The following is a 17,477-nucleotide window of genomic DNA, read 5'->3' as shown; positions in this document are numbered from 1 at the left end:
GCAAAAACAAAATTTAACTTCAATACATAAAATAAGCAATTTCCCATTATGCCATATTATTTGTAATCTACATTGAAATAATATTGACAATTGATTATAAATTTATAATGATTTTAATTGGTTAATTATCTCATAGCTATGAAAAAGATGGGTAATGAACAAAAAATAAGATATGTAATTATTTTTGATTTTTTAGTGTATATACGATCATTAAATATTCTTTTATCAAAACATTTATTCTATGTTTTAAATGCTAACTAAATTGTAACTGTGAAATTTTTTTCTTTAAAATTATTCCATAGACATTCTGCATATAATATAAATACAGGAGAGTGTTCATGTTTCCAAAACCTTCTGAAAAAATAGCCATTTATATCGAAGACAAAGAAATATCTTACAATGAGCTGATACATTCTATACTATCCTTTGCCAAAAATCTTGCAATAAAAAAGGGCGATAGAGTGCTCCTCTTTGCCGAAAATAGCCCCGAGTGGATCTATGCATTCTATAGTATATGGACAAAAAAAGGGATAGCAGTACCCTGTGACTATAACCTGAAAGAAAAAGAACTTGCCTATATACTCAAAAACTGCACACCAAAATATATTTACTGTTCAATCAACACTCTATCCACGGTAAAAAAGGCTTTAAAACTAATTAAATATAAACCTCATGTGATTATATTGGAACATTGTAAAATTAATCCAACTACTTCTATACAATTTCCCACACTTAATTATGACGACATAGCCATCATTATGTATACATCTGGAACTACCGGTAAACCTAAAGGTGTTATGCTTACTTATAATAACCTACTATGCAGTATACAGGCAATAGCTGATTTAAATATGTTAACCCAAAATGACAGGATGATTGCATTGTTGCCATTTTATCATATTTTCCCACTACAGGGCTGTGTAACCGCACCTTTATATCTCAATGCCTCTGTAGTGATGGTCAAGGACCTGGTGCTTGACAGGATATTAGCGTCGCTTCAGAAACACAAAGTTACCATGTTTTTGGGTATTCCACGCCTTTATGAATTATTGCACAAAAATATTATGGCTGCAGTAAAAAAGAACCCTGTTGCATACCTGCTATTTTTAATTGCCAGGGTAGTAGGCAATCTAACCTTTTCCAAAATTCTTTTTAAAAAGATACATAATGCATTTGGTGGCCATGTTCATGCTTATCTTACCGGTGGTGCAAAATTGGACCCAAAAGTTGCCAGTGATTTAAAAGTACTTGGTTTTAACTTAGTGGAAGGATACGGATTAACCGAAACAGCCCCTCTTGTTGCGTTTAATCCATTCTCAAAAGTAAAGTTGGGATCCGTAGGATTGCCAGTGAAAGGAACACAGGTTACAATAGTTGATGGCGAAATCCTTGTGAAAGGCCCAAATGTAATGAAAGGGTACTATAAAAATAAAAAGGCAACTGCCGAAGCCATAACTGACGGATGGTTCCATACCAAAGATACAGGCTATTTTGACCAAGAAGGGTATCTGTATATTACCGGCAGAAAAGATGATATGATTATCCTCCCAAGTGGCAAAAATATCAATCCTGAAGAAATAGAAAAACAAATTTTGCGGATATCGCCCCTAATAAAGGAAATTGGAGTTATAGAAGATCAGGGGATGCTGACTGCAGTCATACATCCTGACTATAGCATAATAACCAAAGAAAATATTGTCAATATCCTTGAAACAATCAAAAGAAAAGTCATTAATCGCTATAATGCAGGAGTAGCCAGCTATAAACACATTACCAAAATAACTATCTCAAAAGATGAATTGCCAAAGACACGGCTTGGCAAGCTGCAACGGTATATAATAAAACAACTGATACAGCACCAGCACAAATCACAGACACAACAGGATGCCAAGGAGCCACAAACAGTTGAATACAAATCTATCAGCCGATTTTTAACCATACATACACGCAAGAAAGTTTTGCCCCACCAAAATCTGCTCCTTGATTTGGGACTTGATTCATTAGGTATATTATCATTTCAAACCTACATCGAAGAGACATTTGGTATAACAATAAGCAATGCCGACATCCTCAATCATCCCACCGTAGAAGAAATTTCTGATTTCATTGCCCAACACAAGTTAAAATTTGAAGAACAGGCACAAAACTGGTTACAGTTAATCATCAAAAACACTTCTTACAGCTTTAAACATGGATTTTCACTTATTTTATTTGCAAAGTATATAATCCAGCCAATTGCAAAAGTATATTTCTCATTACAATTGAGCGGTAAGGAAAATATTCCTGATAGCCCCATTATTCTTGCCCCCAATCATCAGAGTTTTCTTGATTCTGTGCTACTTATTGCATCATTACCTAATAAAACATTAATGCACAGCTACTTTCTGTCCCGTGAATTAGGGTTTATAAAAGTAACACGTGGTGATTCTTTAGCAAAATTAATGAATACAATAATTGTAAATATTGACACTAATCTTAAAGACTCCATACAGAAAATGGCTGCTATCCTTAAAAATAAGCACAATATAATTATATTCCCTGAAGGTACCCGTACAATTACCGGAAATCTTGGCACTTTTAAAAAAACATTTGCTATTCTGAGCAAAGAACTCAATTGTCCAGTAGTGCCAATTGCAATAAATGGTGCATATCAGTCATTCAAACGAGGGAAACTATTCCCAAAACCTATGCCAATAACAATAGATATACTTTCACCGGTGTACCCTGATAATCTTTCAGTAGATGATATAGTGGCAAAAACCCGGGATGCTATCGCACAAAAGCTCTCATCATACAATAATTAATTTGACTTTGATAATCTTTCTTTGTATACTTTAAACAATAAATTTTTGGCGATAGCTCTCATGATTGAATCTATTGTACAAATAATTGTTACTAACTTTGCATCAATCCTTGCTTTTTTTACCCTTGCCTGGATAATAAGCCTTATAGTAAAAGATGCCAGTATAGCTGATGTATTCTGGGGATTAGGTTTTATTTTGGTGGCACTGCTTACATATATTTTGTTTCACGGTTACTCAGTACGAGCAGCTATAATTGTTATACTTGTTATTCTTTGGGGACTAAGGCTTTCTGTGTATATATTTTACCGAAAACGGGGCAAGGGTGAAGACCCTCGTTATACCGCAATGCGCAATAAAAACCCCGGTAGCTTTTGGATCATTAGCCTTTTTAAGGTATTCTGGCTTCAAGGTTTATTACTTACAATAATTTCGCTGTCAGCACAAATTGGCATTGCTGCAGAAAGTCCCAAGGAAATTTTGATTTCCGATTATATTGGAATTACTATCTGGCTAACCGGTTTTATCTTTGAAACAGTTGCTGATATCCAGCTATATCAATTTATTCATAATCCTGCCAATACCGGCAAGGTAATGAATCAAGGATTATGGCGCTACTCCCGGCATCCAAATTATTTTGGCGAATCACTAATGTGGTGGGGTATTTTTATTATAGTAATTCCCGTGCCTTATGGGATAGCAACAATTATCTCACCACTTTTAATTACTTACTTGCTTTTAAAAGTTTCAGGTATAACCCTGTTAGAAAGCTCATTGAAAGAAAAACGACCTGAATATGCTGAATACATTAAAACAACAAGTGCGTTTTTACCATTGCCAAAAAGGAAATTGTAATTGGCAAAATTCCTTACTATAAAGGGAGGGTTTATGATAAACAAGATTAATGATGTTTCAACAAACCAAACTCAAGGTGTATTACAAAAAACCAAAGAGATGGGAAGAAATACTGTTGAAGAAACACGTCAGCGCTTAAGTGAAGTGCCAAAAACTCTTGAGGAAGAAAATAAGGGCAAAAATATTAATACTCAGGCATAACTTTATAAATATAAAAGGGCTGTTAGTGCAACAGCCCTTTTATAATATTTTACGATTGGGATGCCAATCGCTTATAATTCTTGTATCGCCATTGAGCACTTTCTAAAGCAGCATTAAAAAGCTCTTCAGCTATATCGGGGAATTCATTCTTCAATGCTGAATAACGAACTTCACCCATGAGAAAATCTCTAAATTTATCCCATTGAGGCTCTTTTGAATCAAGGATAAATGGATTTTTGCCTTCTTTTTCAAGCAGCGGGTTATAGCGCCACAATGTCCAGTAGCCGCATTCAACTGCTTTCTTTGCCTCTTCCTGGGCCTTGCCCATACCTTCGCGCAATCCATGATTAATACACGGTGAATACGCAATGATTAATGATGGTCCGGGATAGCTTTCAGCTTCAATTAAAGCACGCATATACTGCATCTGGCTTGCACCCATTGCAACCTGTGCAACATATACATAGCCATACGTGATTGCCATTAGGCCTAGGTCTTTCTTACGTACACGCTTACCGCTTGCAGCAAATTTTGCCTGAGCAGCAATAGGTGTTGCCTTAGAAGACTGACCACCAGTGTTAGAATACACTTCAGTATCCATTACCAGTATATTTACGTCCTCACCAGAAGCAATGACGTGATCAAGCCCACCAAATCCAATATCGTATGCAAACCCATCACCACCAAACACCCATATAGACTTCTTTTCAAGATATTGAGCTAATTTCAACACTTCAGCTGCTTCTTTTGAGCTATCGCCCTTTAATAGTGGTAGCAGTTTCTTTGTAGCTTCACGTGATTTTTCAGCATTATCTTTTCCTGCCAGCCACTCAAGTGCAGCATCTTTAAGCTGAGTGTTAGTTGTTGTTTTTGCAAGCTGTTCTAAAAGCTGTGCTATTTTCTTGCGCTGCTGGGTAACGCCTAAATACATGCCATACCCATACTCACCGGCATCCTCAAAGAGCGAACTTGCCCACGCGGGGCCTCGTCCCTGTGGATTGACGCAATATGGTGTTGCAGGAGCTGAGCCACCATATATTGATGAACAGCCGGTAGCGTTAGCAATCATCATCCTGTCGCCAAAAAGCTGCGTGATTAACTTGATGTAGGGAGTTTCACCACATCCTGCACATGCACCGGAAAATTCAAACAGTGGCTGACAGAACTGGCTGCCCTTTACAGTATACTTATTCATTAGATTGTCTTTATACGTAACATTCTTAACTATGAAATCCCAGTACTTCTGCTGGCCCAACTGGCTTTCAAGCGGCTTCATTACCAGTGCCTTTTCCTTAGCCGGGCACTCCTCAGCACAGTTGCCACATCCAGTACAATCAAGCGGGCTTATCTGTATTCTAAATTTGAGGCCTTCAAGCCCTTTGCCTTTTGCCTCAAGTACTGGCATACCAGCAGGCGCTTTTTTCATTTCTTCATCATTAAGCAGGAATGGACGAATCACTGCATGTGGGCACACATATGCACACTGGTTACACTGAATACAATTGTCTGGCTGCCATTCTGGAACATTGACGGCAATGCCACGCTTTTCATACTGTGTTGTGCCAGGAGGAAATGTTCCATCAGGTCTGGGCAAAAAGGCACTTACCGGTAGCTTATCACCTTCCAGCCTGTTCATTGGCTCAACTATCTCACGGATAAACTCAGGCAATTCTTCAAATGTTGGTTTTCCTGGTAGTTGAATATTTTTCCATTCTTCAGGAACTTTTACCTCTTTTACATTATTTGCTCCTTCATCAACTGCAGCCATATTTTTACTTACAACATCAGCACCCTTGCGCCCATAGGTTTTTTCAATAGCATCTTTCATTTCTCTTTCAGCAATTTCGTAAGGAATGACATTACTTACTTTGAAAAATGCTGCCTGCATAATTGTATTGGTTCTTCCAGGAAGCCCTATACGTTCTGATATTTCCGTTGCATTGATGATATAAAATTTGATATTGTTTTCTGCTAAATATCGTTTAATGTGATCAGGCAGTCTCTTTTTGGTTTCTTCCTCATCCCACAATGAGTTGAGCAGGAAGGTGCCACCTTTTTTTAATCCCTTTAATATATCATATTTATCAAGATAGGCAGGGACATGGCAGGCTACAAAATCAGGATTATTGACAAGATAGGTTGATCTAATTGGCTTTTTCCCAAATCTAAGATGCGAAACAGTTACTCCACCTGATTTCTTTGAATCATACGCAAAGTATGCCTGAGCATATAAATCAGTATTATCGCCAATAATTTTAATGGAGTTTTTATTTGCACCAACAGTTCCGTCAGAACCTACACCAAAAAATTTACCTTCAAACGTACCTTCAGGTACCACACTGGTTTCTTCAGGAAGTGGTAATGACGTAAATGTTACATCGTCAACTATACCAATTGTAAAACCATTCTTTGGTTCGTTAAGCTTGAGATTATTGTATACTGCAATAATCTGTGATGGAGTAGTATCTTTGGAACTCAATCCATAACGGCCACCTACAATAAGAGGTTGTTTGGCTGTTCCATAAAATGCAGCACGAACATCTAAATATAATGGTTCGCCAATTGAACCTGGTTCTTTAGTTCTATCAAGTACTGCAATTCGTTTAACAGTTTGCGGTAATACTTTGAAGAAATATTTAGTGGAAAATGGCCTGTAAAGATGGCATGTAATAAGCCCTACCTTTTCGCCCTGTTTCACAAGATGATCTATTGTTTCTTCTATAGTTTCGGTGACTGAACCCATGGCTACGATTATATTTTCTGCATCTGGTGCACCATAATAGGTAAATGGATGGTATTCTCTACCTGTGAGTTTGCTTATTTGCTGCATATACTCTTCAACAATATCAGGTACGGCTTGATAAAATATATTACTTACTTCCCGCGCCTGAAAATAAATATCGGGGTTTTGTGCAGTACCACGAGTAACAGGATGTTCAGGATTTAATGCATTGTTTCTGAATTCTTCTAACTTTGCATAATCAATAAGCTTAGCAAGATCTTCATAATCAAGCACTTCAATTTTTTGAATTTCGTGTGATGTTCTGAATCCATCAAAAAAATGAAGGAATGGTATGCGCGATTTGATAGCCGAAAGATGTGCAACAGCGGCCAAATCCATAACCTCCTGAACACCACCGCTTGCAAGCATTGCAAAACCGGTTTGTCTACAAGCATTAATGTCCTGATGATCACCAAATATAGACAATGCCTGAGCAGATATTGAACGGGCACTTACGTGGAATACCGCAGGGAGCAATTCTGCAGAGATCTTATACATATTGGGAATCATTAAAAGCAATCCCTGAGAAGCCGTATACGTAGTGGTAAGCGAACCTGCCTGCAATGAACCGTGGACTGCCGCCGCAGCGCCAGCTTCTGATTGCATTTCAACTACGCGCACAACCTGACCAAAAATATTCTTCTTCCCATGTGCGGCCCATTCATCAACAAATTCGGCCATGGGTGAAGAAGGTGTAATTGGATAGATGGCAGCAACTTCAGTAAACGCATACGATATGTACGCAGCAGCTTCGTTACCATCCATTGATTTCATAATCTTTTTTGCCATGAAAGCTTTCTCCTTTCTATTTTGATTTTAAATATAAAAAACCCTTACTCAGGATCACTCTGAGTTTAATTACCTATACAACATTTAGATTAATGAAAGATCACGGCGTGAGTATCACATTCACAAAAAAGTGTAATGTAAGTCAATTAAAAAATCAAATAATAAAATTCTAAATTTTACTGCTGTAGCAAAAATCAACGATTTTATCATTACATAAAGCACCGAACTAGAATTATCATAGCATGTATATTTATAATTTCAATGTATTAGTTATAATGGCGATAGCTCATTATACAAATACTTTGCCTATTTTAAATTTCATTTACAATTTATGCTTGCACGGCAAATAACATGTTTCATATTTGTCATATATCTTATCATAATATAAATGGAGGATCTTTATGGCTAACCTTTATTGCAGAGATACTATAGCTGATATGGTGCGCCGCGCTGCTTCACGATTTGGCAACAAGCTTGCTATTGCATTCAGAGACACTAATTTAACATTCAAACAATTGGAAGAAGAATGTTGCCGTTTTGGCCACCTTATGCAGCAATATGGCATTGAAAAAGGCGACCGCGTTGCCATCATAGCTTTCAATTCACATTACTATCCTATTAGTTTTGTGGGGCTTTCCAAGATTGGAGCAATTCAAGTGCCAATCAATTATATGCTTAACGGCGATGAAATGGCATACATAATAAATCACTCAAAATCGAAAATGGTTATCGTTGAGGACAATCTATATAACGTAATAGCACCAGCTATTCATAAATGTACAGGCGTTGAAAATTGGCTCTTTATACCACTTGAAGGTACAAACATCCCAGAAGGTTTTGATAACTTGATTGAAATGATGAAGGATATGTCAACTAATGATATTATCACAACTGTAGAACCGGAGGATATTGCACAGATTCCTTACACCAGTGGGACCGAATCAAAGCCAAAAGGTGCAATGCTATCGCACAGAGCTTTAATGTCGCAGTATTTCAGCTGCATTATTGAAGGTGAATATAAATCCTATGACATTAGCCTGCATGCTCTTCCGCTTTTCCACTGTGCACAACTGCATTGTTTTCTTATGCCATTTTTGTATGTTGGCGCAACAAATATAATTTTACACAAAGCAGACCCCGTTGCCATGATGCAGCTTATTGAAAAATACAATATAACACACATGTTTGCACCACCTACTGTATGGATTGGAATAATTAATCATCCTGAATTTAAAAAATATAATCTTTCTTCGCTTAAAAAAGCTGCCTATGGTGCAAGCATTATGCCGGTTGAAGTGTTAAAACGCTTAACTGAAATATTCCCGGGATTGCGGTTGTGGAATTACTATGGCCAGACTGAAATGGGTCCTGTTGCTACTATATTAAAACCTGAAGATCAGCTTACAAAACCTGGTTCAGCAGGCAAACCTGTACTCAATGTAGAAACAGCATTGATGGACGATGATGGCAACTTTGTTCCTGTTGGGGAAGTTGGTGAGATAGTTCATAGATCAGGGCACGTTATGACAGGATATTTGGATGACCCGGAAAAAACTGCTGAAGCTTTTGCATTTGATTGGTTCCACAGCGGCGATCTGGGTAAATTTGACGAAGATGGTTATTTGTACGTCGTTGACCGTAAAAAAGACATGATTAAAACTGGCGGCGAAAACGTTGCATCACGTGAAGTTGAGGAAGTATTATACCAGCATCCAGCTATTGCTGAGGTTGCTGTGTTTGGCCTTCCTGATCCAAAATGGATTGAGATGGTTTGTGCTGCAGTAGTATTGAAAAAAGATATGCAAGCAACTGAAGAAGAGATAATTGCATTTGCAAAGCAACGACTTGCAGGGTTCAAAACCCCAAAGAAAATATTTATTATGAATGCATTGCCAAAAAATCCCTCAGGCAAAATATTAAAACGCGAATTACGTCAGACTCTGGCTGTTGAAACAAAATAATTTTTATTCCCAAGTATCCTTAAAAATTGCAACGGAGCTAATAATTCTGTTGCAATTTTTTTTATGGTAGTAACTATGTCATGATAATCATTCAATTTCAGACATTCTGGGAGGAACTCCATCATGTATCCAATACTATTCCAGTATAAATTTATTACCATAGGCGGATATGGAGTAATGCTAGCGATTGGCATCTATCTGGCTTACATATTATTTGAACGGGAACTTATAGTACGTGACATCAATCCTGATTTAGCATATAAAATCTTACTGGTAGCAATACCTGCAGGTATTATTGGCTCAAAAGTATTTCATATACTGGATCATATGGATGAATTTTTAGCTGACCCTGCAGGCACTGTGTTTTCCGGTGCAGGGCTTTCTATTTATGGTGGATTACTGTTTGCACTGTTCTTTGGATATTTCATTATAAAGCGAAGCAATGAACCTGTTTTGAAAATTCTTGATATTGCAGCACCATGCATTGCCATAGGTTATGGTTTTGGAAGAATAGGATGCCATATTGCCGGCGACGGTTGTTACGGTATTGAAACATCCGGCATACTTGGCGTTGCTTATCCCAATGGGATCGTCCCCACATCGTATACAGTGTACCCTACTCCACTTTTTGAGTCATTTTTCTCTTTTATTGTTGCAATCCTTTTATTGCAACTTAGAAAAAAAGAGCTTTCACAGGGTACTTTATTTTTTATATATCTAATTCTCAATGGTGTACCACGGTTTTTTGTGGAATTTATTCGAAGAAATCCCATTGTATTTGGTGGTTTAACTCAGGCACAGTTAATTGCGCTGGGTTTGATTATTGCAGGTATTGCTGGCATTGTGATTGTTAACCACAAAAAGTTGCGGAATGCTTAAAACTAATGCTGTAACAGAGCAAGCATACTCTTTATAACACGGGTGCTATACTGCACCCCTTCCAACAATCCTTTATACAAATATAAGGACTTTGATGCTACTTTTTCCTGTTCACTTTTAGCAGTGTCGTCAATTTCATATCCTTCTGTCACTGTGTGAATAATATGCTGTATGGTTAATCCAACCAAATTTTTTGTAACGCTGAACTCAGAAAGCCTTTTGTCAATATCATCAAGCTTTTTTACCAGTGCAGGTATTGCATGCGTTTTTTTATTTTCAATATTTTTTATGAGTTCTTCTGAAAGCCTTATTGCCTGTTGCAGCATTGTACACATTACATCAGTTTGTGATAGCATTTGGCTCAATTGCATTATTAGCTTTTGGGCACACACCTCAATAGTATTACTGTCAGGAAGGGCATTGCCATAAATATCATCAATCCTATTCCAGATATCAACCCCAGAGTTCTGGTAAGTAATTTCTTCAATACTTTTATGTACAACATTTTCAATATACGCCCCATCATAAGTTGCATTGATTAATGCAGGATCATTCTGCCTCCCAAACCATGAAATGAAAATCATCATTTTCTGATTTGTATGAACCTGCTTGCTTTTTATTCCTTTTACAAAAATCTTTGGCAGGGCAGTTAGCTGAAATCTATTAAACATTTCAACAGTATAGGTGCGATAGTTCCTGAAATAGATGTGTTCGTCAAGATATGCACCTTTTACATGAGCAAGCCCTTTGGTAAAAGCCAGATCCTGCCCCACCATAATGATGGGATATGCTCCTAAACGTTTTGCAAAATCATACGCATTAGTTGACACCGATCCACCGTAGCGAAGCGTACCATATTGTCCAATTGTTTCTTCAATCCACTTCATCATTTCAAATGCAACGCCGGTTATGGCTTTTCTGCCTTTGTAAAAAAGAAACGTGGATGGATGCACCATGGGATCAGCAATTAATACCGTCCTTTTGCTATGGACTCCTTCAAAATACCGTGCGTTAACAAGCTGTGGGTCAACAGTTATGCAGAAATGAGGTTCAATACCATAGTACTCAAGCACTTTGAGTGAAGTATCTACTGCAATAATAATTGCCTGCGAATAATGTTTTTGAATATACGGAATACACTCCGTTAATGTTGGACCTGCATTAACAATGAAAGCCGGGATATTGCTAAACATATCAAAGAAAGCTTTTGCAGGGACAGCTTTAATAATCTCATGAATGTTACGCCCAATATTTGAAGTCCACAATTTCTCAAATTTAGCCAGAGTTGCAATATTAACTTCTTTTGTGGAAATATATGCTTTGGCAATTCTTTGCAAATTGGTGTAGCCCTGAGGATCAATTTGAAATGAGCCTCGGTGAGTAATAAACAGCGTTTTGTACGACGATCTTCCCCTCATGTAAATTGCAATTTTTTCTTCATCAGGGTTGACAAGCAGAATAACTCTTTTGTCATCAAAAACTTTTTGCAAGTCCCGATTAGCTATAGCAGCATGTACCATCCATGGAAATTGTTCCAATATCAATACCGTTGCATCAGATTTAGCTTTGCTCAATAACCATTCAATATGATACCCAAACCCAAACCCGGAAACTATAATACAATCATAATTAGCACAATCACATTCCTCTATCAGTCGTTGTGCTTCTTTTATTGGGTCAAATTTGCTATGAACTGCAATAGTGTTTTCTTTCTTAACGATGGGGATAACATCGCCACTTTTAGATTTGATTACTTCTATGTACGGAGCATAATCAGCTTTTTGTATCATATCAGCAAGCGATTCATCCCTTTGAGCTATCGCCCTAATATTATTTTTAAAAATATTTTCCACATCTACTCCAGAACCAATGTAATTGAAGTAACTTTATTTAATGGTATTCCTGGTCTTGGATCCTGCCCAACCACTCTTCCTGAACCTTTCATTATATACTGTATGGGATAGTGATGTTGCAAGTTTATAAGCTGACGTAATGCAAGACTATCAGTTTTGCCAATGAAGTTGGGCATTACATCTTCTTTTACAGGTTTATACAACTGTGATTGTTTGTATGCTACAGCATTACTCCCAAAGCCTCTTAGCGGCAATACACGCTTTACTATATCGCTGAAAACTGGAGCTGCCAGCTCACCACCTGATCCACCAAAGGATGGTTCATCAAACATAACCAAAATACAAATATCCGGCTTATCAACAGGTGCAATCCCGATAAATGATACAACATACGCATCGGGGATATAGCCTCCCTGTGGCAGGGATTTCTGGGCAGTCCCAGTTTTTCCACCAGTACCGTATCCAGCAACATATGCCCTTTTGCCAGTCCCTTCAATAACAACATTGTGCATCATGGAAAGAACAGTTTTAGCTACTGCATCATTCAATATTTTTCCTCTTGTTTTTGGGAAAAAACTAGTAACAGGTTGGCCATTGCTGTTTTGAATTTGATTCACTATCTGGGGATACATGTATATTCCATTATTGGCGATAGCTCCAAAAGCAGCAACAAGTTGTACAGAAGTCACTGATATTTCCTGGCCTATAGCCATGGAATATTTTGAAAGACCAGACCACTGTTTTGGGCTGCGAACGATACCCTGAGATTCACCTGAAATTTGTATACCTGTTTTTTCTCCAAAACCAAACCGTAGTAAGGTTTGATACAAATGTTCTTTTTTAACCTGTTGCATAGCCTGAATTATTCCTGCATTGCATGAATGTGTAATAATGTCACTTAAGGTTACCTTTCCATGTTGTTTGGTGCACTTTATTGTTGCATCATACACTTCAACACTGCCTTTACATTCATATGTTCTTTTAAGAGCATCGGGAAGATGTTCTAGCAAGGTTATAGCAGCAAATATTTTCATTGTTGAACCTGGTTCAAACGAATCAACAATTGAAAAGCATGTTAACACCGATTTATCGTAATTATAAAAATATTCTGGATGAAATTGTGGGTATAACGCAAGCGCTAAGATCTTCCCTGTTCTAATTTCAGAAACAACTGCAACCGCTCTTTTTGGCTTTACCACAGCAGCATAGTTATTAAGTGCTTTTTGAGCAATATACTGTATTGCTCTGTCAAGTGTCAGCTGGACGGTGAATCCCTTTTCTTCAATGCTGCTTGAGCTATCGCTATGCAACAACGTGTCATTATATTTATACTCAATGCCTTCAAGCCCAATATTATCAACATTGACAAACCCAATAACCTGAGCTGCCATCATGCCTTCTGGATATACTCGTGCATATTCTTTTTTAATGTATATGCCTGGCAATGATAACTCTTTTATTTTATTAACAATACCATCATCAACCTTACGCTTAATCCAAATAAAGTGCTTATCACGGGTCAATAAATCCTTAAGCTCTGATTGCGGCATTGCAAGTATATTTGAAAGTTTCAATGCTTCAGCATCTGGGTCAGTAACTTTACGGGGATCAGCAAAGATAGAATATTTATAGACCGACACAGCAAGGGGATATCCATTGACATCAATGATATCCCCTCGTTTTATAAAACTATTTGTATTATTCACCACTACTTTTGAACTAAAATGAAGCTGAGTGATTTTTGAAATTAATACTACAGCTATTATACTGATAAAGATTAAGGTGACTATAATTCTTCTTTTATGGGATAGGTTCTCCATATCAACCATAAGTGTTATTTGATGATGCCAAGCCGGGAAAAGTCCAGATTTTTAATATTATCTGTATTCCAGTACAGAATGAATGCTTTCCCTTTTATCCTGTCCAAAGGCACATACCCAAAACCACGGCTATCATAGGAATTTTCCCTGTTATCACCCATAGCCACAATCATTCCTTTGGGAACAACTCCTTCAATTCGCTTTTCACTGAATCCTCTATATGAAGTAACCCCTTTTACATACGGTTCATCCAATTTAACCCCATTAATCCACACGGCACCATCTTCAATATGTACCTCATCGCCCTCTACAGCAATACAACGCTTTATAAAATCTTTTTCTTCCTCGTTGGGAGGCCGGAATATAATGATATCACCACGCTTTACAGGTCGTATGCTTAAAAAAGAGAGGTGTATAGGCCTTTTCATGCCAAGCATTTGTGGGATAGTTGGTCCATAGGTTATCTTTTCTGCTAATAAATGGTCTCCAACCAGCAATGTATCTTCCATAGAACCTGTAGGGATATAGTATGCCTGAATTATATATTGCCGAATATGCATCGCAAGGATAAATGCAACAAGTATCGCATCAAACATCTCCCATGTTTTTTTAAACATTACAGTACGTTTGGGCGACATATCATAGAAGTATTGCAAGAGTTTTTCTCTGTCATCATTGCTTATAAGCATAAGTGGAAACCCTAAACTGCGGTAACGTTCCCGTATAACTAAATTACTGAATGGGTTAACTTCAAGGTAAGTTATATCTTTGGCATTAAAGTGATAATTTTCATTTTGTGTCTGAATACTTATACCTGATGGTGAGGCAGTTAACACAGCATTTTTAAATTTACGCCATTTTATTATATCATTAATAATCCTGAGCAGAAACACACTGCACAAGAAACCACCAATGGCATAGGTCCAATTAAAAGGAATGGCAACAGCCAAAAAAATAGTTGAATAAATTAATAGTATTAAATATCCTATTCGTTTCAACATGAGCTTTGCAATCATTGCATTGCTCATAACATGAATTTGAATTGTATCAGTATTTTGTTTATTGAAAGCTAAAAACTGTAACATCTATGTACCTCGGTCTGTAAAAGGATATAGTTTATGTATGCAATAGTATGATTAAAGTTACATTTTTATTAAAAAAGTGTATTGATATCATGTATATTATCACAATTAATGTGTCTACTATTTTTTAAATAATGAGAACATTATTACAACATATTGAATCATTAGAAAAAAAAGATAGGATTTTTCTTGCCTCTTTGCTTGGATTTCAAGATCCTAAAAAAGCAACAGTTAAAGAAATTGCTTCTCGTATGTCAAGCCATGTTGGAATTGAACTAATTTTTTCTCAATGTAATTCAGACGAAATTTCTATACTGCAGATTCTGGCAGAAAATGATGTACATTTCAGGGACATTGAACACAACCTTCGTATTCCGATATACCAAATTGAAAAAATAGCCCAATTATTAAAAAATAAATCAGTAGTATACATCCTGAAAAATCGACAGCTACTATCTAATAAATTAGACAAAATATGCTTATATAGTGAACTACGCCAGCTACTAAACCCAATTAATGCCACAACATTACGTGAATACTCCAACGAAATAATAAAACACATCGCCACAAAGAAATCACATCAAATCAATCATGTCCATTTAAGTGCAAATGCGTTACAATTTCTACACCAATGTATACAGCGGGGATGCATAGTTTCTGTGAAATATGCCATAAAGATTCTTGGTATTAGTAAAGCCCAAAGTATTCTTAATGAATTATTGATACACCGGTGCATCGGGATATATCATGTGTTATCTTCTTCTTTTACAGGTGTGATAATAGTTAACCCAGATTTTATTCAAATAAAATACGATAAGAGAAGCATCACTGTGCATAATCATTACATGGCATTAATTGCAATGTTAAAAGCTCATGACTGTATATCAGCAAAAGGGCTTTTTTTTACTCAGGAAGGCAATTTACGAAAATCCGATATTGATACTATTACAAAGACAGTGCATACATTATCAATCCAAACAACAGGCAAGCCATTACCTACAGTACAAATTACACAATTAGCATTATACCTGTTATCCATAACCAATTCTTTATCAATTTCATCAACCAATGTTAATTGTTCGCTCAAACATTTAAGCAAGCTTCTGTTTACCCCACATCAGATAGTACAGATGATTGTGCATGCAGCAGGAAAAGATATACATCCATTATTCCCCAATCCTTTCCCTGTACATAACGATGTGATAAAGACTATTCTGCGTATTATTAAAAAAAATAGTAATTATACCCTAGATGATTACATATATATATTATTTCTGGATTCACTACCGGACAATTATCCTGAAAGGATATCACAAATTGATGACTACTATGAAAACACCAGGATCAATATAATTAACGCAATAAATTTTCTTTGTGCTATTGGCGTGATAGAAGTGATTAACAATACAATTACACTAAGTGATATTGGGAAAAATATATTTCAGCAAGATCAAAAATCACACCAGGTACACGCTCCATCAGTATATATCAATCCCGACTTTTCACTTGTAATTCCCTATCATGAAATGCCATCGGAAGTTTCATATATCCTTATGGCATTTACCGAAATTTCATCAACTGATGTTACAGTTCATGCAAAAATTTCAAAAATAGCCATTCTCAATGCTATTAAACGTGGCATGAACCCTGACATATTTATTTCAGTTTTACAACAATATGCAAAAAATCAACTTCCACAGAATATACAATTTCAGCTTAATGAGTGGATTGAACGTACACCATCAGTAACCATTAAACGAGGAATCATCCTTTATTCAGACAAAAAGGACTTTATTGATGAGCTGTCGCATAGCCTTCCCAAAGGTGTAATAATTGAAAGGATTGGTGAAAACCATATATTAATTGATGAAACTGCTCTGGATACTGTTATAAAGATAGTACAAAAGAAAGAAGTAGTAATATCAATTCAGCTGAATAAAGAATGATTATATCACATCGATCCTCTGGGTAATTTTCCAATTTATGTATTCACTTAATGCATTAATTGTCTTTTCTGTTACAAAATAGATATTTCCCCTAAGCTTTACCAGAGCCCCTTTGTAATGAGTAAGCTTCATAGGATGATCTACCCACCCTATTGGCTCTACCTCACGCCAGTTATCACAAGTTTTTAAAACAGGTATCTTTTTAAGATGTAATTCCCTTATTTTTCCATCCTGTACAGCATCAGATAATATTTTCTGCCATTCCATAACATTCTATTTTATTCTAATATTAAAATATCACTTTTTTGTTATGACTATACTTACATGCAATGCCTGCCATCTGTCAAGAACCATTTTCCATTTTGATGATAAAAATATATTTTCATAGTAAAATTATTACCTTTATATGTCAATATAGCACATTTAAACCCAACCTGTCTATCTATACACTCCATACCATTATCTAAAAATGCAAACAAAAGAGATAGCGACAGCGCCAGTCTAAGAT

At 36.5% G+C, this 17,477-nt stretch carries 12 protein-coding genes; 6 read left to right on the top strand and 6 right to left on the bottom strand.

Annotated elements, in window-relative coordinates:
- Nucleotides 1–338: 338 nt before the first annotated feature.
- From N3F66_12110 to N3F66_12100, 3 genes are read left to right on the top strand one after another with little or no spacing between them, the layout of a single operon-like run.
- Nucleotides 339–2,804 (top strand): AMP-binding protein, encoded by a 2,466-nt coding sequence (locus N3F66_12110; protein ID MCX8124888.1) that lies wholly within the window; start codon nucleotides 339–341, stop codon nucleotides 2,802–2,804.
- Between the two features lie 60 nt (nucleotides 2,805–2,864).
- Nucleotides 2,865–3,656, top strand: coding sequence for a DUF1295 domain-containing protein (locus N3F66_12105; GenBank protein ID MCX8124887.1), 792 nt, complete (start codon nucleotides 2,865–2,867; stop codon nucleotides 3,654–3,656).
- A 33-nt stretch (nucleotides 3,657–3,689) separates the two neighbouring features.
- Complete coding sequence (locus N3F66_12100; GenBank protein ID MCX8124886.1) at nucleotides 3,690–3,857, top strand: hypothetical protein; 168 nt, start codon at nucleotides 3,690–3,692, stop codon at nucleotides 3,855–3,857.
- A 49-nt stretch (nucleotides 3,858–3,906) separates the two neighbouring features.
- Here the strand turns inward: N3F66_12100 and nifJ are convergent, their stop codons facing one another.
- On the bottom strand, nucleotides 3,907–7,428 hold the full coding sequence (nifJ, locus tag N3F66_12095) for a pyruvate:ferredoxin (flavodoxin) oxidoreductase (GenBank protein MCX8124885.1): 3,522 nt from the start codon (nucleotides 7,426–7,428) through the stop codon (nucleotides 3,907–3,909).
- Nucleotides 7,429–7,829: 401 nt separating this feature from the next.
- On the opposite strand from nifJ, the gene N3F66_12090 reads away from it, so the two are divergent.
- Together N3F66_12090 and lgt are read left to right on the top strand one after the other, a co-directional pair.
- Nucleotides 7,830–9,389, top strand: a complete 1,560-nt coding sequence (locus N3F66_12090; protein ID MCX8124884.1) for a fatty acyl-CoA synthetase — start codon at nucleotides 7,830–7,832, stop codon at nucleotides 9,387–9,389.
- A 123-nt stretch (nucleotides 9,390–9,512) separates the two neighbouring features.
- Nucleotides 9,513–10,268, top strand: a complete 756-nt coding sequence (lgt, locus tag N3F66_12085; GenBank protein MCX8124883.1) for a prolipoprotein diacylglyceryl transferase — start codon at nucleotides 9,513–9,515, stop codon at nucleotides 10,266–10,268.
- Between the two features lie 2 nt (nucleotides 10,269–10,270).
- Here lgt and N3F66_12080 read toward each other — a convergent pair whose 3' ends face one another.
- From N3F66_12080 to lepB, 3 genes are read right to left on the bottom strand one after another with little or no spacing between them, the layout of a single operon-like run.
- Nucleotides 10,271–12,121 (bottom strand): DUF115 domain-containing protein, encoded by a 1,851-nt coding sequence (locus N3F66_12080; GenBank protein MCX8124882.1) that lies wholly within the window; start codon nucleotides 12,119–12,121, stop codon nucleotides 10,271–10,273.
- Between the two features lie 2 nt (nucleotides 12,122–12,123).
- The gene (locus tag N3F66_12075) at nucleotides 12,124–13,941 is read right to left on the bottom strand and encodes a penicillin-binding transpeptidase domain-containing protein (GenBank protein ID MCX8124881.1); all 1,818 of its coding nucleotides are present in this window, start codon (nucleotides 13,939–13,941) and stop codon (nucleotides 12,124–12,126) included.
- Nucleotides 13,942–13,955: 14 nt separating this feature from the next.
- The gene (gene lepB, locus N3F66_12070; protein ID MCX8124880.1) at nucleotides 13,956–15,026 is read right to left on the bottom strand and encodes a signal peptidase I; all 1,071 of its coding nucleotides are present in this window, start codon (nucleotides 15,024–15,026) and stop codon (nucleotides 13,956–13,958) included.
- A 131-nt stretch (nucleotides 15,027–15,157) separates the two neighbouring features.
- On the opposite strand from lepB, the gene N3F66_12065 reads away from it, so the two are divergent.
- Entirely contained in the window at nucleotides 15,158–16,969 is a 1,812-nt protein-coding gene (locus N3F66_12065; GenBank protein ID MCX8124879.1) for a helicase-associated domain-containing protein, read from the top strand.
- Here N3F66_12065 and N3F66_12060 read toward each other — a convergent pair whose 3' ends face one another.
- Complete coding sequence (locus tag N3F66_12060; protein ID MCX8124878.1) at nucleotides 16,970–17,236, bottom strand: hypothetical protein; 267 nt, start codon at nucleotides 17,234–17,236, stop codon at nucleotides 16,970–16,972.
- 53 nt (nucleotides 17,237–17,289) lie between these two features.
- Nucleotides 17,290–17,477 (bottom strand): hypothetical protein (locus N3F66_12055; protein MCX8124877.1); only part of this gene is annotated, 188 nt, incomplete at its 5' end.

Source organism: Spirochaetota bacterium (assembly GCA_026414805.1).
In the GTDB taxonomy this organism is placed as follows: Bacteria; Spirochaetota; UBA4802; order UBA4802; family UB4802; genus UBA4802.
Note: the sequence above shows the minus strand (reverse complement) of the source record. Positions and strands in the feature narration are given on the sequence as shown.